Source organism: Rhodococcus sp. NKCM2511 (assembly GCF_014905595.1).
GTDB classification, from domain to species: domain Bacteria; phylum Actinomycetota; class Actinomycetes; order Mycobacteriales; family Mycobacteriaceae; genus Rhodococcoides; species Rhodococcoides fascians.
Map to the genome: position 1 here is coordinate 245,485 of NZ_BNHJ02000003.1, position 20,575 is coordinate 266,059.

Genomic DNA, 20,575 nt, shown 5'->3' on the forward strand with positions numbered 1-20,575 from the left:
TTTTGATGCCCCCGTTGCGCTGCGCGCACATTTGGGGTACCTTTGGACGTTGCGCTGGCTGCCTCCTGTCCACCTCTCGATCACTGTTACCCGAAAGCACGTTTTCGGGCCGCTGTGATGGGGATTCGGTCTGGTTGCGACCAGCCGAAATTCGCCCCACATATAGCAAACAGATACAGCGGCGGTCGCCATGTCGTTTCGGTTGACAGAACGGCGCGACCCGCGTGAGGTGCTGGAAGGACGCATCTTGGCAGTCTCTAGCCAGACCAAGGCAGTTGTCGGAACACCGGGAGCCCCGAGGAGGGTTTCGTTCGCGAACATTCGCGAGCCGTTGGAGGTACCCGGTCTCCTCGATGTACAGACGGACTCGTTCGAGTGGCTGGTAGGTGCGCAGAGTTGGCGCGACCGTGCCGCCGCCCGTGGAGACAGCGGTGTCTCCGGCGGACTCGAGGACATCCTGACCGAGCTCTCTCCGATCGAGGACTTCTCGGGCTCGATGTCGCTCTCCTTCTCCGACCCACGATTCGACGAGGTCAAGGCCTCGACCGATGAGTGCAAGGACAAGGACATGACGTACGCGGCTCCGCTGTTCGTCACCGCCGAGTTCATCAACAACAACACCGGCGAGATCAAGAGCCAGACGGTCTTCATGGGTGATTTCCCGATGATGACCGACAAGGGCACCTTCATCATCAACGGCACCGAGCGCGTCGTCGTCTCGCAGCTGGTGCGTTCTCCGGGCGTCTACTTCGATCACTCGATCGACAAGACCACCGAGAAGGACCTGCACAGCGTCAAGGTCATCCCCGGCCGCGGTGCTTGGCTCGAGTTCGACGTCGACAAGCGCGACACCGTCGGTGTCCGTATCGACCGCAAGCGTCGTCAGCCCGTCACGGTGCTGCTGAAGGCTCTCGGCTGGTCCACCGAGCAGATCACGGAGCGCTTCGGCTTCTCCGAGATCCTCATGGCCACGCTGGAGAAGGACAACACCGCCGGTACCGACGAGGCTCTCCTCGACATCTACCGCAAGCTGCGTCCGGGCGAGCCGCCGACCAAGGAGTCGGCGCAGACCCTGCTGGAGAACCTGTTCTTCAAGGACAAGCGCTACGACCTCGCTCGCGTGGGTCGCTACAAGATCAACAAGAAGCTCGGCCTCAACTCGGGTCAGCCCATCGTGGCGTCGACCCTCACCGAGGAAGACATCGTCGCGACCATCGAGTACCTCGTGCGTCTGCACGCAGGTGAGACCTCGATGACCGCACCCGACGGCGTCGAGGTTCCGGTCGAGGTCGACGACATCGACCACTTCGGCAACCGTCGTCTGCGCACCGTTGGCGAGCTCATCCAGAACCAGATCCGCGTGGGCCTGTCCCGCATGGAGCGCGTCGTGCGCGAACGTATGACGACTCAGGACGTCGAGGCGATCACGCCGCAGACCCTGATCAACATCCGTCCCGTCGTCGCTGCGATCAAGGAGTTCTTCGGAACCTCCCAGCTCTCGCAGTTCATGGACCAGAACAACCCGCTGTCGGGTCTGACGCACAAGCGTCGCCTGTCGGCACTGGGACCCGGCGGTCTCTCTCGTGAGCGCGCCGGCCTCGAGGTCCGCGACGTGCACCCCTCGCACTACGGCCGCATGTGCCCCATCGAGACCCCGGAAGGCCCGAACATCGGCCTGATCGGTTCGCTCTCGGTGTACGCACGCGTCAACCCGTTCGGCTTCATCGAGACCCCGTACCGCAAGGTCGTCGACGGCAAGGTCACCGACGAGGTCGATTACCTGACCGCCGACGAGGAGGATCGCCACACGCTCGCGCAGGCGAACTCCCCGGTCGACGATTCGGGTCACTTCATCGAGGACAAGATTCTCGTCCGTCGTAAGGGTGGAGAGGTCGAGTTCGTCTCGTCCGACGACATCGATTACATGGACGTCTCGCCTCGTCAGATGGTCTCGGTCGCTACAGCGATGATTCCGTTCCTCGAGCACGACGATGCCAACCGTGCCCTGATGGGCGCGAACATGCAGCGTCAGGCTGTCCCGCTGGTCCGCAGCGAGGCTCCGATCGTCGGTACCGGCATGGAGCTGCGTGCCGCTGTCGACGCCGGTGACGTCGTCATCACCGAGAAGACCGGTGTCGTCGAAGAGGTCTCCGCCGACTACGTCACGGTCATGGCCGACGACGGATCGCGCAAGACCTACCGGATGCGCAAGTTCGCGCGCTCCAACCAGGGCACCTGCGCCAACCAGCGTCCGATCGTGGACGAGGGACAGCGCGTCGAGTCCGGCCAGGTCCTCGCCGACGGCCCCTGCACCGAGAACGGTGAGATGGCACTCGGCAAGAACCTGCTGCTGGCGATCATGCCGTGGGAGGGCCACAACTACGAGGACGCGATCATCCTGTCGCAGCGCCTCGTGGAAGAGGACGTTCTCACCTCGATCCACATCGAGGAGCACGAGATCGATGCTCGCGACACCAAGCTCGGTGCCGAAGAGATCACTCGCGACATCCCGAACGTCTCCGACGAGGTCCTCGCAGACCTCGACGAGCGCGGCATCATCCGTATCGGTGCCGAGGTTCGTGACGGCGACGTGCTGGTCGGAAAGGTCACGCCGAAGGGCGAGACCGAGCTGACCCCCGAAGAGCGCCTGCTGCGCGCCATCTTCGGTGAGAAGGCTCGCGAAGTTCGCGACACCTCGCTCAAGGTTCCGCACGGCGAGAACGGAAAGGTCATCGGCATCCGCGTCTTCTCGCGCGACGACGACGACGATCTGCCTCCCGGCGTCAACGAGCTGGTCCGCGTCTACGTGGCTCAGAAGCGCAAGATCCAGGACGGCGACAAGCTCGCCGGCCGTCACGGCAACAAGGGCGTCATCGGCAAGATCCTCCCGCAGGAGGACATGCCGTTCCTGCCCGACGGCACCCCGATCGACATCATCCTCAACACCCACGGTGTTCCGCGTCGTATGAACATCGGTCAGGTCCTCGAAACCCACCTGGGTTGGATCGGCAAGACCGGTTGGAACGTGCAGATCGCCGCGGACGGCAGCAAGCCCGATTGGGCCGAACGCCTGCCCGAGGAGATGCTGGCGGCTCCGGCCGACAGCAACATCGCCACCCCGGTGTTCGACGGTGCCAAGGAGAATCAGCTCGCCGGCCTGCTGGAGAGCACGATCCCCAACCGCGACGGCGAGCAGATGGTCGGATCCGACGGAAAGGCCACGTTGTTCGACGGCCGCTCCGGCGAGCCGTTCCCGTACCCGGTGTCGGTGGGCTACATGTACATCATCAAGCTGCACCACTTGGTCGACGACAAGATCCACGCTCGTTCGACCGGGCCGTACTCGATGATCACGCAGCAGCCCCTCGGTGGTAAGGCCCAGTTCGGTGGACAGCGCTTCGGTGAGATGGAGTGCTGGGCCATGCAGGCCTACGGTGCCGCGTACACGCTGCAGGAGCTTCTCACCATCAAGTCGGACGACGTTGTCGGCCGCGTGAAGGTGTACGAGGCGATCGTCAAGGGCGAGAACATTCCCGAGCCCGGTATCCCCGAGTCCTTCAAGGTGCTCCTCAAGGAGCTCCAGTCGCTGTGCCTCAACGTGGAGGTGCTGTCCTCGGACGGCGCTGCCATCACGATGGCCGACGGTGACGACGAAGACCTCGAGCGTGCCGCAGCCAACCTGGGAATCAACCTCTCCCGCAACGAAGCTGCCACGGTCGACGACCTCGCTCAGTAGTTCTGTGGTCTCCGGGCCTGCGTCACTGCAGGCCCGGAGGCGTTTCTCTCATTTGCTCTTCCAGCACAACACCCATAACGGGGAAAGGAAGTTACGTGCTCGACGTCAACTTCTTCGATGAACTTCGCATTGGCCTTGCCACTGCGGACGACATCCGTCAGTGGTCCTACGGCGAGGTCAAGAAGCCGGAGACCATCAACTACCGCACCCTCAAGCCCGAGAAGGACGGCCTCTTCTGCGAGAAGATCTTCGGCCCCACCCGGGACTGGGAGTGCTACTGCGGCAAGTACAAGCGCGTCCGCTTCAAGGGCATCATCTGCGAGCGCTGTGGCGTCGAGGTCACTCGCGCCAAGGTTCGTCGTGAGCGCATGGGCCACATCGAACTGGCCGCTCCGGTCACGCACATCTGGTACTTCAAGGGTGTGCCGTCGCGTCTGGGCTACCTGCTCGACCTGGCTCCGAAGGATCTCGAGAAGATCATCTACTTCGCTGCATACGTCATCACCACGGTCGACGACGAGCTCCGTCACAACGAGCTCTCGACGCTCGAGGCCGAGATGGAGGTCGAGAAGAAGGCCGTCGCAGATCAGCGCGACGCCGATCTCGAGGCTCGTGCGCAGAAGCTCGAAGCCGACATCGCCGAGCTCGAAGCCGAGGGTGCCAAGTCCGACGTGCGCCGCAAGGTCAAGGACGGCGGCGAGCGCGAGATGCGTCAGCTCCGTGACCGCGCGCAGCGTGAGCTCGATCGTCTCGAAGAGATCTGGACCACGTTTACCAAACTTGCCCCCAAGCAGCTCATCGTCGACGAGCTCATCTACCGCGAGCTCATCGACCGGTACGGCGAGTACTTCACCGGTGCGATGGGTGCCGAGTCGATCCAGAAGCTCATGCAGACCTTCGACATCGATGCCGAGGCGGAATCTCTTCGCGAGACCATCCGTAGTGGCAAGGGTCAGAAGAAGCTGCGCGCGCTCAAGCGTCTGAAGGTCGTCGCTGCGTTCCAGGCCGGCCGTAACTCGCCGATGGGCATGGTTCTCGACGCTGTCCCGGTCATCCCGCCGGAGCTTCGTCCGATGGTGCAGCTCGACGGTGGCCGTTTCGCGACGTCCGACCTCAACGACCTGTACCGCCGCGTCATCAACCGCAACAACCGCCTCAAGCGTCTGATCGATCTCGGTGCTCCCGAGATCATCGTCAACAACGAGAAGCGGATGCTGCAGGAGTCGGTCGACGCCCTGTTCGACAACGGCCGTCGTGGACGTCCGGTCACCGGACCGGGTAACCGTCCGCTGAAGTCGCTCTCCGACTTGCTCAAGGGCAAGCAGGGACGATTCCGTCAGAACCTCCTCGGCAAGCGCGTCGACTACTCGGGCCGTTCGGTCATCGTCGTCGGCCCGCAGCTCAAGCTGCACCAGTGTGGTCTGCCGAAGCTGATGGCACTCGAGCTGTTCAAGCCGTTCGTGATGAAGCGTCTGGTGGATCTGAACCACGCGCAGAACATCAAGTCGGCCAAGCGCATGGTCGAGCGTCAGCGTCCGCAGGTGTGGGACGTTCTCGAAGAGGTCATCGCCGAGCACCCCGTGCTGCTGAACCGTGCACCCACCCTGCACCGGTTGGGCATCCAGGCGTTCGAGCCGCAGCTCGTCGAGGGCAAGGCCATCCAGCTGCACCCGCTCGTGTGTGAGGCGTTCAACGCCGACTTCGACGGTGACCAGATGGCTGTCCACCTCCCGCTGTCCGCCGAGGCTCAGGCCGAGGCACGCGTGCTGATGCTGTCGTCGAACAACATCCTCTCGCCGGCATCGGGCCGTCCGCTCGCCATGCCGCGTCTGGACATGGTGACGGGTCTGTACCACCTGACGCGTCTCGATGCCGGTGCTGTCGGCGAGCGCGTCGACGCATCGACCGATCAGGCCGAGTTCGGGGCGTACTCCTCCCCGGCCGAGGCTCAGATGGCCGTCGATCGTGGATCGCTGACCGTGCAGTCGCAGATTCGGGTTCGTCTCACCACGCAGCGCCCGCCGCGTGACATCGAGAACGAGCTGTTCCCCGAGGGCTGGAACCGCGGTGACGCATGGACCGCGGAGACCACTCTGGGACGCGTGCTCTTCAACGAGCTGCTTCCGGCGGACTACCCGTTCGTCAACGAGCAGATGCCGAAGAAGCGTCAGTCGACCATCATCAACGATCTCGCCGAGCGTTACCCGATGATCGTCGTCGCACAGACCGTCGACAAGCTCAAGGACGCAGGCTTCTACTGGGCCACGCGTTCGGGTGTCACCATCTCGATCTCCGACGTCCTCGTGCCGCCGGAGAAGCCGCAGATCATGGAGACCTTCGAGGCTCAGGCCGATCAGATCGAGAAGAAGTACCAGCGTGGCGCACTCGACAAGGTCGAGCGCAACTCCGCACTGGTCAAGATCTGGCAGGACGCGACCGAGCAGGTCGGTAAGGCCATGGAGGCCCACTTCCCCGACGACAACCCGATCCCGATGATCGTGAAGTCCGGCGCAGCCGGAAACATGACTCAGGTTCGCTCGCTCGCCGGCATGAAGGGCTTGGTGACGAACCCGAAGGGTGAGTTCATCCCGCGTCCGATCAAGTCTTCCTTCAAGGAAGGCCTGACGGTCCTCGAGTACTTCATCAATACGCACGGTGCTCGTAAGGGTCTGGCCGATACGGCGCTTCGTACCGCCGACTCGGGCTACCTGACGCGTCGTCTGGTCGACGTCTCGCAGGATGTCATCGTTCGGGAAACCGACTGTGGCACCGAGCGTGGCATCGTCACGACGATCGCGGAGAAGACCGCCGACGGCAAGATGATCCGCGACGCTCACGTCGAGACCAGCACGTACGCCCGCACCTTGGCGAACGACGCTGTCGACGAGAACGGCACGGTCATCGTCGCTCGTGGACACGATCTCGGTGACCCGGCCATCGACGCGCTGCTCGCTGCGGGCATCACGTCGGTCAAGGTTCGCTCGGTGCTCACCTGCACCACGGGAACCGGCGTCTGCGCCACCTGCTACGGCCGTTCGATGGCCACCGGCAAGCTGGTCGACATCGGTGAGGCCGTCGGTATCGTTGCCGCACAGTCCATCGGTGAGCCCGGAACCCAGCTGACCATGCGTACCTTCCACCAGGGTGGTGTCGCCGGAGATGACATCACCGGCGGTCTGCCTCGCGTGCAGGAGCTGTTCGAGGCACGTGTGCCGAAGGGCAAGGCTCCGATCGCGGACGTGTCGGGACGCATCCAGCTCGAGGACGGCGATCGTTTCTACAAGATCACCATCGTCCCGGACGACGGCGGCGAAGAGGTTGTCTACGACAAGCTCTCCAAGCGTCAGCGTCTGCGCGTCTTCAAGCACGACGACGGCACCGAGCGCCTTCTGGCGGACGGTGACCACGTCGAGGTCGGCCAGCAGCTCATGGAAGGTGCTGCCGATCCGCACGAGGTGCTGCGCGTGATGGGTCCTCGCCAGGTGCAGATCCACCTCGTCAACGAGGTCCAGGAGGTGTACCGGTCGCAGGGTGTGTCGATTCACGACAAGCACATCGAGACCATCGTGCGCCAGATGCTCCGTCGCGTGACGATCATCGACAGCGGCTCCACCGAATTCCTGCCCGGTTCACTCACCGAGCGCAGCGAATTCGAGTCGAGCAACCGTCGCGTCGTCTCCGAGGGTGGCGAGCCCGCAGCCGGACGTCCGGTCCTGATGGGTATCACCAAGGCGTCGCTGGCCACCGACTCGTGGCTGTCGGCAGCGTCCTTCCAGGAGACCACTCGTGTGCTCACCGACGCGGCGATCAACTGCCGTAGCGACAAGCTCATAGGTCTCAAGGAGAACGTCATCATCGGTAAGCTCATCCCGGCTGGTACCGGCATCAACCGGTACCGGAACATCACGGTGCAGCCGACCGAAGAGGCACGTGCCGCGGCATACGCGGTGCCGTCGTACGACGATCAGTACTACAGCCCGGACGGCTTCGGCCAGGGAACCGGTGCTGCAGTGCCGCTCGACGACTACGGTTTCTCCAACGAATACCGCTAGAGCGACTCCGTCGCATGTGACTGGCTGAGTTTTGGGTCGTTCCGCAGGCTCCACTCCTGCCTCGTAGCCCACTACGAGTTTCCACTCACGACGACAGGGCGTGACCAACAAAGCCCCGCATCGACTTCGGTCGGTGCGGGGCTTTGTTCTATGTGGAGGGGGCGCGGTGAGTTTCCCGCGGCACTCGAGTCGGTACCGGTATGACCGAGCAAACACCCAGCACAATCGTGAACATCGGCGTGGCCATGTTCACCGTCGCCGATCAGGACGCAGCACTCGATTTCTACTCCCGCGTTCTCGGGTTCGAGATTCGCGGTGATCTGCGCTTCGGTCCCGAGAGTGAATACCGGTGGTTGGAAGTGGCCCCGCCGGGTTCGACGGCGCGGCTCGCCCTGAACCCGCCGATGGGAGGTACGCCCGGCGGTGGATCCATCGGTGTCGAGACTGCCGATGTCGCGGCCGAGCACAAGCGGCTCAGCGCTCTCGGCGGCGTCGATCTCGACGACTTCATGGAAGAGGTGGACGGCGTGCCGCCGATGTTCGCCTTGCGAGACCCCGACGGCAATTCGATCTGGGTCGTCCAGACCTGATCCGGTCAGCCGACGACCTACGCGCGCTGCGATCGCGCCGCCGCTGCAACACCGATGAATGCCAGCGCCGCAAAGGTGAACAGCAGCAACTGAGCCGATCGCAGCGTCGACGGTTCCCCGAGGTTCACCAGGACGCCCGCCAGAGCTGCTCCGAAGGCGTTGGCGATCAGCTGAACAGTGTTGATGGCGGCCGAGGCTCGTGCGCCTTCGCCCGGTTCGGCGACCGATGTCATGGCACCGACTGCCAAGTGTGGCCACGCGATTCCGATGCCGACGCCCGCGACGATCAGACCCACTACCCACGTGGTGATCGAACCGGGACCTGCCTGGTCGGTGAGAAACGCTGCCACGATGCACAATCCGGCGGCGACGAGGATCGGGCCGGCGATGACGATGCGTCGTACGACGCGTGGATCGGTGGCCGACGCGCTCGGTATCTCGCCGAGTGTCCACCCGAGCGCCAGTGCGGCTCCGAGGAATCCGGCGGCCAGCGGTGCCAATCCGGCGAGACGTTGGCCGAACAGTGGGATGAAGGTCTCCACTGTGGACGCGACGGCGAGGACCACGATGGTCAGGTATATCCATTTCAGCGCGGACGCGCCGAAGGTCGACGGGGGGAGTACGCCGTGCGCTGCGCGACGGTCGGCGGCCACGAAGGCGATCAGCAGGAGTACTCCTCCCAGGACCATTGCCGCGGTGATCGCGAGGTTGGAGACCACGCCGGCGATGCTCACCAGCAGGGCAGCCGTGGTGAGCAGGGTCAGCGACAGTGTCGGTACCGGGCTGGGTTCGGTGGCTTCAGCGGTGTGGGCGGGCAGTGCTCGCGGGACGAGGGCAGCCATGGCCAGAGCTGCGAGAACGAGCACACCGAAGGCCATTCGCCAGGCTCCGAATTGCGCGAAGATGCCGCCGACGGCCGGTCCGGCGAACGTTCCCACACCCCACATGGCCGAGACCAGAGCCGCACTTCGCGTCCAGAGATGTTGCGGCAGTGCGGCATTGATGACGGCGTAGCCGAGTCCGGCCAGTAGGCCACCTCCCGCGCCCTGAATCGTGCGGCCCACCAGTAAGAGTTCCATCGTGGGGCTGACTGCACACACGACGGTCCCGAGAGCGAAGACCGTCAGGCCGATCAGGTAGGCACCGCGAGGTCCGCGGGTGGCCAGAACTTTGCTGACCAACATCGAGGAGATGACGGACGCAACGAGGAAAACCGTTGCGGTCCAGGCGTAGTAGCGTTGGCCGCCGATCTCGTCGATGGCCGTGGGGAGCAGGCTGGTCGTCAGGTAGACGTTCGTGGCGTACAGCGCGACGCCGCCGGCGAGAACGGTAGCGGTGCCGAGGTAGCGAGCGCCGAGTAGCTGCCGCCAGGTTCCGGTCGTGGATTCGGTGGGGGAGTGCATGGTGTGGAAGGTTAGGATCTCGAGTGCACTCGAGGTCAACTCGTCGCGTCGGCTGGGAGGCAGCATGATCCGTATCAGTGACGAACTGTTGTCCATCGGGGAGGTCGCGGCCAGAACCGGTGCCGCAGTGTCCGCGGTCCGGTATTACGAGACTCTCGGGCTCGTTCCCGCCGAGCGGACGGCGGGCAACGTCCGAAAGTTCCCCCGTCATGCCATTCGGCGGATCTCGCTGATTCAGGTGGCGGTGCGGTTCGGAATACCGCTTGCCGAGGTGGCCGAGGTCTTTGCGTCCCTACCGTCGGGGCGCACCCCGAACAAGCGCGACTGGGCCAAGATTTCGGTTGCATGGAACCAGCGGTTGGAGGATCGGAAGCAGTCGATTGCGCGGATGCAGGAGCAACTCACCGGCTGCATCGGCTGCGGATGTCTCTCCCTCAACAAATGCAGTCTGCTCAATCCAGGCGACGAGCTGGGCAAGGCGGGCCCCGGGGCGCGGCTCATCTGACGCGTACGTCGGCGGTGTCGAGTCTTGTGGGTGGCCGGCTATGGCTGGTCGATGAACGTGTACAGCTCGGTGATCAGGTTGTCCTTCACGACGACGAAGTCCTGGCCCGAGACTACGGCGGGGGCGTCGGGCGGCGACAGTGCCCAGGAGATTCGGGCGACGTCACCCAGGGCGGTGGGCTCGGCAGTGACGGCGAATGTCAGACCCTCGGAGGGCCCGACCAGCGCTCGAATAGCCTCGATGACCGGCTCTCTCCCGGTGGCGGTGTTCTCGGCGTCGTAGAACACCGCGTCCGGGTGATACATGGACTCGATGAGTTCGCGTCGTTTCGCGTCGTCGTTCGTGTTGAATACTTCGACGACGTTGCGGCGTGCCAGCTCTGCGGGAGTGCTGCGATCCATGGTGTGCCCCTAGGGTTGGTGGTCGGGGTTCGGTGCGCCGGTGCCCCCGGACCCAGCATCGCAGAAAGTACGTGACATGTCACCCAGTAACCCCGAAAGCACTCCGTGGTTGACGCCCATCGAGGAATCGGCGTGGCGCGCCTACATGGGTTTGTCGCTGCAGATGACGTTCGAGATGAACCGGCAGCTGACCGAAGAGCACGGTCTGTCCCTGGCCGACTATTCGGTGCTGGTCGCACTGGCGGACAGTCCCGACGGTCGTCGCCGGGTGACCGAACTGGCCGCCGAGATCGGCTGGGAGCGCAGCAGGGCCTCCCATCACCTCGCGCGGATGTCCACGCGAGGGCTCACCGATCGCGCTGTCTCGACTACCGACGGACGGGCCACGGATGCAGTGCTCACCGAGGCAGGCAGGGCCGCTCTGAACGCATCGGCGGCGGGGCACGTCGACGTCGTGCGTCGCCTGTTCTTCGACGCGCTCGCACCCGAGGACGTCGCCACTCTCGAACCGCTTCTCACTCGTCTGCGAGACCACGTGCGAGCCAACGGGACACTGCCGCGGCCGCAGTGAGACACCTCCACCTCGGATGACGACCGGGCGTTCATCCGTGGTGACACACGGCCTCGAGGTCGATGCCGTTGAGGTCCCGCACGAAGGATCCGAAGTAGGTCGCGTGGTATTCCGGCTGTAGTCCTGGAGGCCGGAGTTCGGTCGCGCCCGCCGACAGTGCTGCCGCGTGGAATGCGTCGACTGTGGTGCGGTCCGGTGCGCTGAACGCGAGATGGGTGTGGGGGCCGATCGCCGACCCCGGCGCGTCGACGATCCAGAAGAAGGGCTTCACCTGCGCCCAGCCGAATGCGACCATGGCGAGCTGGTTCGCTTCGGGTGTGTGCGGCACGCGCATGATCTCGGTGATGCCGAGCGGTGCCAGAGCGGCACCGTAGAACTCGGCACTGGCGGCGAGATCGGCGACGCCGATATTGAGGTGGTCGATCTGGGATCCTGTGCGGTCGATGTTCGTCATGCCCTGACGATTCCCGAGATCGCGGACGGTTACGGTCCTGAATCGAATGGATCTACCGTGTTCATTTCTGCGTCGAATCGATGACGGATGTAGTTTGCCCGGGCACGAGAGTCTCGGGCAATGGTGAACCGAGGTAGCGACGTCAGGATCGGTCGCGACATTTCTCTGCGGGCCGGGGCCACACGTCGACAGTTTCTGACGTGGAGTGCGTTGGTGGGGGCGCTGGCCTTCACGCCCGAGCTTGCGAGGACATCCGCGACTGCAGGTGCGCAGTCGGTGATCACCCCCGACTATCCCTTCCGTCTCGGTGTTGCCTCCGGCGATCCGTTGCCCGATTCGGTGGTGCTGTGGACCAGACTCGCCACCGATCCGTTCGCCCCGCTGGGCGGCATGACGCCCGGTGTGGTGCCGGTCCAGTGGCAGATCGCTGCCGATGAAAAGTTCGGGCGTATCGCAGCGCAGGGGGTCGAGCTGGCAACCGAATTCGACGGTTGGTCCGTTCACGTCGATGTGCGCGGGCTCGAGCCGGCGCGCGAGTATTTCTACCGTTTCCTGGTCGGCCCACATGCGAGTCCCGTCGGTCGCACCAAAACTGCACCCGCACTTGGGCAGCCGCTGAGCACGCTCGATTTCGCCTGGGCTTCGTGCCAGAAGTGGGAGGACGGGTTTTTCGGCGCGTACCAGGACCTGGCGGCCTCGAATCTCGATGTGGTGTTCTTTCTGGGCGACTACATCTACGAGTACGCGATCAAGAACGAGGGTGCGCGGGCGGGCGAGCCGCGCACCGAGTCGGCGGCCCGAGAAACCATGGTGCTGGCCGATTATCGCGATAGGTACGCCCTGTACAAGGCAGACGAGAACTTGGCTGCCGCACATGCGTCGGCACCGTTCGTCTCGACGTTCGACGACCACGAGGTGGACAACAACTGGGCCTCGCAGATCAGCCAGGACAACGACGATCCACGAGAGTTCCTGCTACGCAGGGCCGATGCGTTCAAGGCGTGGTGGGAGAACACTCCGGTGCGCGCGAACCTGCGGCCCGTCGGCCCGGACATGAAGGTCTATCGCCGGTTCTCGTTCGGTGATCTGGTGGACTTCTCGGTGCTCGACACCCGGCAGTACCGCAGCGATCAGGCTCATGGAGACGGTGAGCACGCGCAGGACGCCGAGACGGCGGATCCGGCGCGCACCATCACCGGTGCGGCACAGGAACAATGGATCCTCGACGGATTCGCGTCGCCGTCGAGGTGGAACTTCCTGGCGCATCAGACCGTCATGTCCGATCTCGCGCAGGGACAGGGCAACGACCGGAAGGTCGGCATGGATCCGTGGAGCGGCTACGAAGCGTCCCGGCATCGAATTCTCGACGGAGCCAGGGATCGTGGCACGAAGAACGTGGCGTCGATCGTCGGCGACATCCACCGGACGATCGTCTCGGAGTTGCGACGCGACTACCAGGATCAGGTCTCGCCGTTGCAGGGAGTCGAGATCGCCACCACGTCCATCGCGTCGGGCAAGGACGGTGCCGTCATCGACAAGACCGGTGCTGCGATCGCCGACGGTTCACCCCACGTCAAGTACGGAAACGCCCGTCGCGGCTACCTGCGCAGCACCCTGACACCCACCGAATGGCGTTCGGAGGTAAGGGTTCTCGACGCCGTGTCGACGCCGGGTAAGCCGGTTCGCACGGCCATGACGGTCACCGTTCCCGAGGGGCGGCCGGAGATCCAGCTGGGGTAGCGCCTGGTGCCGCAGGCTCATCCCGTGCCGAATGTTCGGATCATGGACCACACCTCGGGCCCCTCACTCGGTGTGGCGTGGCTCGAAACACGGAACCCGGCCCGCTCGTACAGGCGCACGTTGCGCAGATCCGATGTGTCCAAAGCCAACCCGGAGGCACCACGTTGCTGTGCTTCCTCGACGGCCTTCTCGAGCAGTAGTCCGCCGATCCCGTGCCCTTGCCGATGCGGTTGCACGCCGAGCGTTTCCAGTGTCCATGACCCCGGTGCTGCGTCGCTGGAGGACAGTCGGTCGATCCGATCTCCGTGTAGCTCGATGATCCGCGCGATGGATTCGTCACCGGGTGGAGGGGCATCTACGGGCAGTAGTGCAGCGACCCCGGCGTAGTCGGCGGTGAGCAATACGATTCCGTGTCGATGTGCATGTTGTAGGTACAGCTGCTGGAGTTCCTGCAGCGTGGCCAGGTAGTCCTCGGCCGGGATCACCCATCGCGTCCATGGGTAGTCGGCAAATGCGTCGCGCAGTGTGTCGGCCGCAGGTGCCAGATCGTGATTTTCGGCAAGTCTGGTGGCGGGATGGTGCATGGGTATACCTCTGGAAAGACGGCTCAGCGACCGTCGGCGATGATCTGTGCGACGTTGCGTTCGGCGAGTGCGGTAATGGTCAGTGACGGGTTGGCGGCACCGGTGCTGCCCGGGATCAGGGCACCGTCGACGACGTAGAGCCCGGGGTGGCCCTTGACGCGACCGTAATCGTCGGTGGCGTCGCCGAGTACTGCGCCGCCCAGGGGGTGCGCGGTGAAGGTGTCGTCGACATCGCGGGTGAACGGTTCGGCGGCGACGATGGTGCCGCCGGCCTGCGCCATGCGATTCTGCACGGCGCGTAGGGCTTCGACGGTGTCTCGGCTGCCACCCTTGGGCCAGTTGAGGGTCAATCTGTTTGCGGCGGAATCGAATCCGAAGTTCCCCCGAAGCGGGTCGATGGTCATACCGAGTGAGCCGAGGAAGCCCATGTTCACGGGAACGCCTGGGGTGTACCAGTTCTCGACGGTCAGGGGCAGTCCGGAGTCGTCGACGATGCGGGATGCGCAGGGCGCAGCCTGCGGTCCGGCAGACATCGGTCCGAGGGATCTCGTCATCGAGGCGTCGCCGTTGGTGCCCCAGCCGGTGCCGACGAATTCGTTGAGGTTCGACAATGCTCCGGTGGTGCGTGCGCGCATCAACAGTTCGGTGGTACCGATGGATCCGGCCCCGAGGACGAGGGTGTCGCACGTGAGTGTCCGGGTCTCGACGATGTTGCCGAACGGGTCGAGGCGTTCGATGTCGACGCGGTAGCGGCCGCCGGATTCGCTGCCGATCGCTGCGACGCGGTGGCTGTGGCACACCGTCGCGTTACCGGTGGCTTCGGCTTGGGGGATGTAGTTCTGGGTCAGGTCGTGCTTGGCACCGTTGGAGTTACCGAAAGTGCTTTCCCCGACGGTCGCGGACGGCCGGGAGCGGCCGGCGATCTCGTCGCGCACGACGTTCCAGTTCCAGTTGCCGTCGACTGCTTCGGGGCGGAAGCCTGCACGGCGGGCGTGATCGTCCCAGGTTCGTGAGTGAGCGAAGTTGGGGCTGTTGTAGACGTCCTCGGGCATCGCCGACGGCCGGAGCATGGAACGGGCCTTGGGATACCAGGTGGCTGCCATCTCGTCGTAGTTCAGGCGTCCGCCGAACGAGAGGTCGAAGAATTTTTTGTTCGGTGCGATGGTGACGCCGGTGTACACAACGGATCCGCCGCCGACGGCCGCGCCGCGCCAGACCGAGAGGTTCTCGTAGCGGGTGGTGTCGAGGACACCGCCGAAGAGATCGACCGGTCCGACGGGGAGACCGGTGATGTTGGTGAACGAGTTCTGCTGCCACAGTCCGCGGCCGTCGGCCGTCATGTCCGCCGTGAAGATTTCGCGCCAGGGGTCGCGCGGCCAGCGCAGTCCGCGCTCGAGGACGGTCACCGCGGTGCCGGCCTGGGCCATGCGTAGGGCGGCGGCGCTCGCTCCGAAGCCGGAACCGATGACGATGACGGGCGAGTGGTCCGGTGGCCGGGGAGGGTCGGCGAAGAGTTCGGGTACCAGCGACCGGATGCGGTCTGCTCCGATCGGCAGAGCGCCGGCGACGGGGGATCCGGCCAGTCCGGTCGAACTCAGGACCGGGGCTGCAGCGGCACCGAGCATTCCGGCAGCGGCCAACCGCAACAGTTGCCTTCTATTCACGGCAGTACTTCCCCCTCGGACACCTCGCGGACAGCGCTCCCGATTCTGTCGTGTTTGCGACAAGAAAGCCAACGGTCCGGTCGTATTTCGGGACGGCTCCCAGCTCGGCCTCAGGTTTGCCTGCCAGACTCCGCTCATGGTGTCGGCATCGGTGGCTGTATTACTGCTCGTCGTGGCGGTTATCGGGGTCGTCGCGCACCTGGTCGACGGACGTGCGCAGCCGATGGCGGTCGCTGCGGCTTTGGCACATGTCCTCATGCTCGCGGCCGTCCCCGGAACTGTGTTGGCTGGTGTGGCCTTCGGTGGGTGGGGGCTGACGGCAGGATCGGCGGTCTCTGCCGCGGCGGTCGCGACCCAGTTCCGGCTCGGCTACCGCCGCGTCGCCCGGAGGCCGAGCGAGTCGGACCTGACGGTGTTGCACGCCAACATCTGGCTGGGCCAGGCCGATCCGGATGCGTTGATCGCGCTCGTCGAACACCATCGGCCGGATGTGCTCACTCTCGTCGAGCTGACGCCCGAGGCAGATGCGAGTCTTCGACCCAGGCTGTCCGAGCTGTTACCGCACGCCCACGTCAGCGCCGGACCCGGAGGCAACGGAACCGGCATCTACAGCCGATTTCCTCTCGCCGACGAGCAGCGGCACGACGGCTTCGTCACGGAACTGCTGTCGGCTCGGGTGCAGATGCCGGGTCGGCCGCTGGTGTTCGCGGTGCATCCAGTGCCGCCGTGGCCGCGGGAGCCGTCCGAATGGGTACGTGAGCTCGGGCTGCTTCGGCAGCTGCTGGCCAAGATCCCGGCCGACGACGGACCTGTCGTGGTGGCCGGGGACTTCAATGCCACGCAGGACCACCGGCGCTACCGCGATCTGCAGGACGGCCGATTCGTCGACGCCGCGGTGGCCACGGGAGCCGGCATGCTCAGGACGTATCCGGCGCACACCTGGCACCCGCCGGTCATTGCCATCGACCATGTTCTGGTGGCAGACATGGGAGTTCGTTCGGTCGAGGCCGTGACCGTCCCCGGCTCCGACCACCGCGGCATCCTTGCGCGATTGGCTTTCTTACCGAACCAGAGCTTTCCGAACTAGGGCTGGGCCGGCAACTGCTGCAGCGACCACTTGTTGCCGTCGGGGTCCGCGAAGTACACGAATGTTCCCCAGCCCTCGTCCTTCGGCTCCTCGACGGTCAGGCCCACCGCGGTGAGGTGGTCGTAGGCCTCCTGGGCACTGTCGACGACCATCAGAATGCCTGCGCCGGCACCGGGTTCGGCGTCGGTGATGCCCTCGCCGATGGCGATGGAGCACGCCGATCCCGGGGGAGTGAGTTGGACGTACCGAATGCCTTCCCATGGGCGTGCGTCGTGGTCGGCATCGAACCCGATCGAGGTGTAGAACTCCTTGGCGCGGTCGACGTCGGTGACAGGGACGGTGATGAGTTCGATCTTCATGGTGAGAGTCATGAAGCAATGATGAGCCCCATTGCGGACAGATTCGGTCCGCGATGAGCAGGTCGTTCCGAGAAATATGCCCGACACCTCGCCGGTTGCAGCTGATGTGTTCTTCTCACTGCTCGACCGATCCCGCACGAGGGCAGGCGTCGACGACGCCGCGGCGCTCCGTCACACCGTCGAACGCGGCGTGCACGCCGAAAAGCTCGGGCTGCACCGGTTCTGGGTGGCCGAGCATCATGCTGTACCCGGTATCGCTTCGGGCGCGCCTGCGGTTCTCGCAGCGGCGGTGGCGTCGCAGACCTCGCACATTCGCGTCGGATCCGGCGGGGTGATGCTGCCGAACCATCAACCGCTGATCGTGGCCGAGCAGTTTCTGATGCTGGAGTCGCTGTTTCCGGGTCGGGTAGACCTGGGCGTCGGGCGGTCGCTCGGGTTCACCGAGCCGGTGCGCGCTGCCCTGCGTCGAGACCGTGACGCCCCGGATACGTTCGAGGCCGACATCGCCGAACTGCGGTCGTATCTCGACGGGTCCGGTCCTGTGACTGCGCGGCCGGCAACCGCGCCGCCGCCGATGTTCGTGCTCGCGACCGGTGCCGGGCTCGAGGTCGCCGCCCGCGCCGGGCTGCCGGTGGTCGTCGGTGGTCCGGTGTTGCGCGGGGACGACCCACTGGCGCTGTATCGCAAGCACTTTCGGCCGAGTTCGCAACTGTCGGATCCGTACGTGATCGTCTCGCTCGATGTGATGATCGCCGCGGACGCGGCAGACGCGCGCCGTCTCGCACTCCCGGAGGCATGGGCGATGGCGCGATCGCGGCGCGAGGGCGAATTTCCGGCGCTCGAACCCGCCTCGTCGATCGACGAATCGCGGTGGACGCCGCGAACCCGAGATCGGATCGAATCCTCGTTGGATGCAACCATCCTCGGCACGGCCGAGCAGGTCCGGCCCCGGCTCGACGAGCTGATCGAGCGCACCGGCGCGGACGAGGTCATGGCCTCCACGTCGACGTTCGACCGGGCCGAACTGTTCGCCGCGGACGCCGCTTTCGCTCAGCTCTCCGGAGCTGTGGGCTGGGCCGGTGCCGTATCGGCCAGCGCGGCAACCAGATCGCGTTGAATGTCGGTGGCCGGCACGGTCGCGTCGACCACTGCCGAGACCGGTAGTCGCAGCCGACGGTCGGCCTCGGTGCGAAAGACGAGGCCGGTTTTGGGTGTGCTCTCGGCCGTGCTGGCGTAGAGGATCGACCAACATTGCGGGTGGTTGAGCAGTTCGGCGCTCGCGGTGTGATCGGACGCCACCGGCGGACCGAAGGTCAGTGGAAGCCCACTGCGTTTCATCTCGCGTTCGATGACGCGGTGCAGCAGGATCTGCTCGCTTCGTTTGGGTAGCAGCAGTGGGTATTCGGCGAGCTGGCTCAGGCTCGGGTTGGGTTCCCCGGCCAGGGGATGGCCCTCTGCGAGGACGACGACGAGGTCCTCGGTCCACAGTTCGGTGACGTGCAGACCGGAGCGTTCGACGCTGCCGCGGATCAGTGCCACCTGGCAGTCACCCGACGTCACCGCTTCGATCTGTTCTGCGAATCGTTTGAGGACGAAGTCGATCTCGGCGTCGGGATGGCGTTCGCGTACCGCGACGATTGCCGAGATGGCGTTCGCGGCGAACGTCATGTTTCCGGTGAGGCGGAGTTGGTTTCGACGCCCGGTCGTCAGCGCCAACGCTGCCTGTTCGAGCTCCACCATGTGGCGGGCGATGGACACCAATTGTGCTCCGACGACTGTCAATCGGACTGTGCGTGAGGTGCGCTCGAACAGCGGCTCACCGATCTCGCGTTCGAGCTTGGAGATCTGCAGACTGATCGCCGACTGCGAGACGTAGCACCGCTCGGCGGCACGGGAGAAGTTGAGTTCTTCCCCGACCGCGAGGAAGTACTTCAGTTGCCGCAGCTCCACGGCTACCTCCATTCATGAGTTCTGCTCATGGATGCTATTTCAACTTTCGCGTTGATAGCGCAGGAACGGCGGAGTTTCATGGAGGTAGTTCTTCGATCTACAAGAAATGTGTGCTCGGAAAGGGAAGTGCTGTGAAAACGTACGACGTCGTCATCGTGGGTTCGGGATTCGGAGCGTTGGCCGCGGCCAAGGCTCTGGGCAAGGCCGGTGTGACGTTCTCTCTAGTCTCCAGCACCACCGAGCACCTGTTCCAGCCGCTGCTTTACCAGGCGGCAACCGGGATGATCTCGACGGGCGAGATCGCCCCGCCGATCCGGCGCATTCTGGCGCAGTACGACTCCGCCGATGTGCGTCTGGGCCGAGTGGTCGACGTCGATCCCGCGAGCCATCAGGTCACCTACGTCGGTGGCGGCGAACGCCACACCATCGGTTTCGGTCGCCTGATCGTCGCCACCGGAGCCACTCAGGCCTACTTCGGCCGCGACGAGTTCAAGGACCGCACCTTCGCGCTCAAGACAGTCGACGACGCAATCGCCCTGCGTGAGCAGATTCTGAGCTGCTACGAAAAGGCGCACCAGACCACCGATCTCGACGTACGCAAAGAACTGCTCAGCTTCGTGGTCGTCGGTGCAGGCGCAACCGGCGTCGAACTGGCCGGCCAGATCAGGGATCTCGCGCACCGGTACTTCGCCGGCTCGTTCCCCGATATCGGACCCGACGACGTCACGGTCACCCTCGTCGACGGTGTGAAAGAGGTACTCCCCGCTTTCGGTGGCAAGCTCAGTGCCTATGCCCGCACCAAGCTGGAGAAGTCGGGCGTCGACGTCGTCACCGGTGCCATGGTCACCGATATCGCCGACGACGTCGTGACGGTGCAGGATGTCGACACGAAGACCTCGCGGACCTACCCGGCCAAGACCGTGATCTGGTCGGCCGGCGTTCAGGCCAGTGAGCTGGCGGCGACGATCGCCGAGCGCACCGGGTGCGAGACCGATCGGGCCGGTCGGTTGCTCGTGCACGACGACCTCACCGTCGGTACCGCGAAGGACATCTACGCGATCGGCGACGTGACTTCGCTGCACAAGCTGCCGGGACAGTCGCCGGTCGCGATGCAGCAGGGCCGCCACGTAGCCAAGACGATCATCGGAAAGGTCGACGCAGGAACGCCGTTCAAGTATGTCGACAAGGGCAGCATGTCGATCGTGGGCCGATTCAGTGCGGTGGCTCGGTTGTTCGGCAAGGTCGACATGTCCGGACCGATCGCTTGGTTGATGTGGCTCGCGGTGCACCTGATGTACCTGGTGGGCTTCCGCAATCGTTACGTTGCAGTGGTGTCGTGGATGACGTCCTACATCGGCGACAAGCGACCGCACTTCCAGTACACCGACAAATCCGGGTCGATGCTCGAACTAGCCGACGAGACATCGGACAGCGAGACATCTGACGACGAGGAACGTTCGGCGGCCTAGGATTCGGATA

Annotated in this window: 16 protein-coding genes; 9 read left to right on the forward strand and 7 right to left on the reverse strand. The window is 64.7% G+C overall.

What is annotated here, in order from left to right; genetic code table 11:
• The first annotated feature begins 229 nt into the window (after positions 1-229).
• From rpoB to JLZ96_RS20660, 3 genes are all read left to right on the forward strand, one after another.
• Complete coding sequence (gene rpoB, locus JLZ96_RS20650; RefSeq protein WP_032365281.1) at positions 230-3,736, forward strand: DNA-directed RNA polymerase subunit beta; 3,507 nt, start codon at positions 230-232, stop codon at positions 3,734-3,736.
• 95 nt (positions 3,737-3,831) lie between these two features.
• Positions 3,832-7,788, forward strand: a complete 3,957-nt coding sequence (locus JLZ96_RS20655) for a DNA-directed RNA polymerase subunit beta' (protein WP_027498213.1) — start codon at positions 3,832-3,834, stop codon at positions 7,786-7,788.
• Between the two features lie 200 nt (positions 7,789-7,988).
• Positions 7,989-8,378, forward strand: a complete 390-nt coding sequence (locus tag JLZ96_RS20660; protein ID WP_045840689.1) for a VOC family protein — start codon at positions 7,989-7,991, stop codon at positions 8,376-8,378.
• A 17-nt stretch (positions 8,379-8,395) separates the two neighbouring features.
• Here JLZ96_RS20660 and JLZ96_RS20665 read toward each other — a convergent pair whose 3' ends face one another.
• Positions 8,396-9,781, reverse strand: a complete 1,386-nt coding sequence (locus JLZ96_RS20665; protein WP_201011137.1) for an MFS transporter — start codon at positions 9,779-9,781, stop codon at positions 8,396-8,398.
• A gap of 67 nt (positions 9,782-9,848) precedes the next feature.
• On the opposite strand from JLZ96_RS20665, the gene soxR reads away from it, so the two are divergent.
• The gene (gene soxR / locus JLZ96_RS20670; RefSeq protein WP_174557295.1) at positions 9,849-10,286 is read left to right on the forward strand and encodes a redox-sensitive transcriptional activator SoxR; all 438 of its coding nucleotides are present in this window, start codon (positions 9,849-9,851) and stop codon (positions 10,284-10,286) included.
• 38 nt (positions 10,287-10,324) lie between these two features.
• Here the strand turns inward: soxR and JLZ96_RS20675 are convergent, their stop codons facing one another.
• Positions 10,325-10,687 carry a nuclear transport factor 2 family protein gene (locus JLZ96_RS20675; protein ID WP_032375382.1) on the reverse strand — a complete coding sequence of 121 codons (363 nt, stop codon included), beginning with the start codon at positions 10,685-10,687 and terminating at the stop codon, positions 10,325-10,327.
• A 76-nt stretch (positions 10,688-10,763) separates the two neighbouring features.
• On the opposite strand from JLZ96_RS20675, the gene JLZ96_RS20680 reads away from it, so the two are divergent.
• Complete coding sequence (locus JLZ96_RS20680; protein ID WP_032390574.1) at positions 10,764-11,258, forward strand: MarR family winged helix-turn-helix transcriptional regulator; 495 nt, start codon at positions 10,764-10,766, stop codon at positions 11,256-11,258.
• Between the two features lie 31 nt (positions 11,259-11,289).
• On the opposite strand, the gene JLZ96_RS20685 is transcribed toward JLZ96_RS20680, so the two are convergent.
• Positions 11,290-11,712 (reverse strand): VOC family protein, encoded by a 423-nt coding sequence (locus JLZ96_RS20685; protein WP_032390573.1) that lies wholly within the window; start codon positions 11,710-11,712, stop codon positions 11,290-11,292.
• Positions 11,713-11,832: 120 nt separating this feature from the next.
• Here JLZ96_RS20685 and JLZ96_RS20690 point away from each other — a divergent pair, with 120 nt between their 5' ends.
• Complete coding sequence (locus JLZ96_RS20690) at positions 11,833-13,452, forward strand: alkaline phosphatase (protein WP_032390572.1); 1,620 nt, start codon at positions 11,833-11,835, stop codon at positions 13,450-13,452.
• Positions 13,453-13,469: 17 nt separating this feature from the next.
• On the opposite strand, the gene JLZ96_RS20695 is transcribed toward JLZ96_RS20690, so the two are convergent.
• Both JLZ96_RS20695 and JLZ96_RS20700 read right to left on the reverse strand, forming a co-directional pair.
• Complete coding sequence (locus JLZ96_RS20695) at positions 13,470-14,036, reverse strand: N-acetyltransferase (protein WP_094622710.1); 567 nt, start codon at positions 14,034-14,036, stop codon at positions 13,470-13,472.
• Positions 14,037-14,059: 23 nt separating this feature from the next.
• Entirely contained in the window at positions 14,060-15,700 is a 1,641-nt protein-coding gene (locus tag JLZ96_RS20700) for a GMC oxidoreductase (RefSeq protein WP_032390571.1), read from the reverse strand.
• Positions 15,701-15,836: 136 nt separating this feature from the next.
• Here JLZ96_RS20700 and JLZ96_RS20705 point away from each other — a divergent pair, with 136 nt between their 5' ends.
• Positions 15,837-16,787 carry an endonuclease/exonuclease/phosphatase family protein gene (locus JLZ96_RS20705; protein WP_201011138.1) on the forward strand — a complete coding sequence of 317 codons (951 nt, stop codon included), beginning with the start codon at positions 15,837-15,839 and terminating at the stop codon, positions 16,785-16,787.
• Here the strand turns inward: JLZ96_RS20705 and JLZ96_RS20710 are convergent.
• Entirely contained in the window at positions 16,784-17,158 is a 375-nt protein-coding gene (locus tag JLZ96_RS20710; RefSeq protein ID WP_027498203.1) for a VOC family protein, read from the reverse strand. The two genes, JLZ96_RS20705 and JLZ96_RS20710, sit on opposite strands and share 4 nt — an antisense overlap.
• A 64-nt stretch (positions 17,159-17,222) precedes the next feature.
• Here JLZ96_RS20710 and JLZ96_RS20715 point away from each other — a divergent pair, with 64 nt between their 5' ends.
• Positions 17,223-18,263 (forward strand): MsnO8 family LLM class oxidoreductase, encoded by a 1,041-nt coding sequence (locus tag JLZ96_RS20715; protein ID WP_374758058.1) that lies wholly within the window; start codon positions 17,223-17,225, stop codon positions 18,261-18,263.
• On the opposite strand, the gene JLZ96_RS20720 is transcribed toward JLZ96_RS20715, so the two are convergent.
• On the reverse strand, positions 18,197-19,096 hold the full coding sequence (locus JLZ96_RS20720; RefSeq protein WP_201011139.1) for a LysR substrate-binding domain-containing protein: 900 nt from the start codon (positions 19,094-19,096) through the stop codon (positions 18,197-18,199). The genes JLZ96_RS20715 and JLZ96_RS20720 overlap by 67 nt on opposite strands.
• A gap of 131 nt (positions 19,097-19,227) precedes the next feature.
• On the opposite strand from JLZ96_RS20720, the gene JLZ96_RS20725 reads away from it, so the two are divergent.
• Positions 19,228-20,565 (forward strand): NAD(P)/FAD-dependent oxidoreductase, encoded by a 1,338-nt coding sequence (locus JLZ96_RS20725; RefSeq protein WP_201011140.1) that lies wholly within the window; start codon positions 19,228-19,230, stop codon positions 20,563-20,565.
• Positions 20,566-20,575 lie beyond the last annotated feature (10 nt).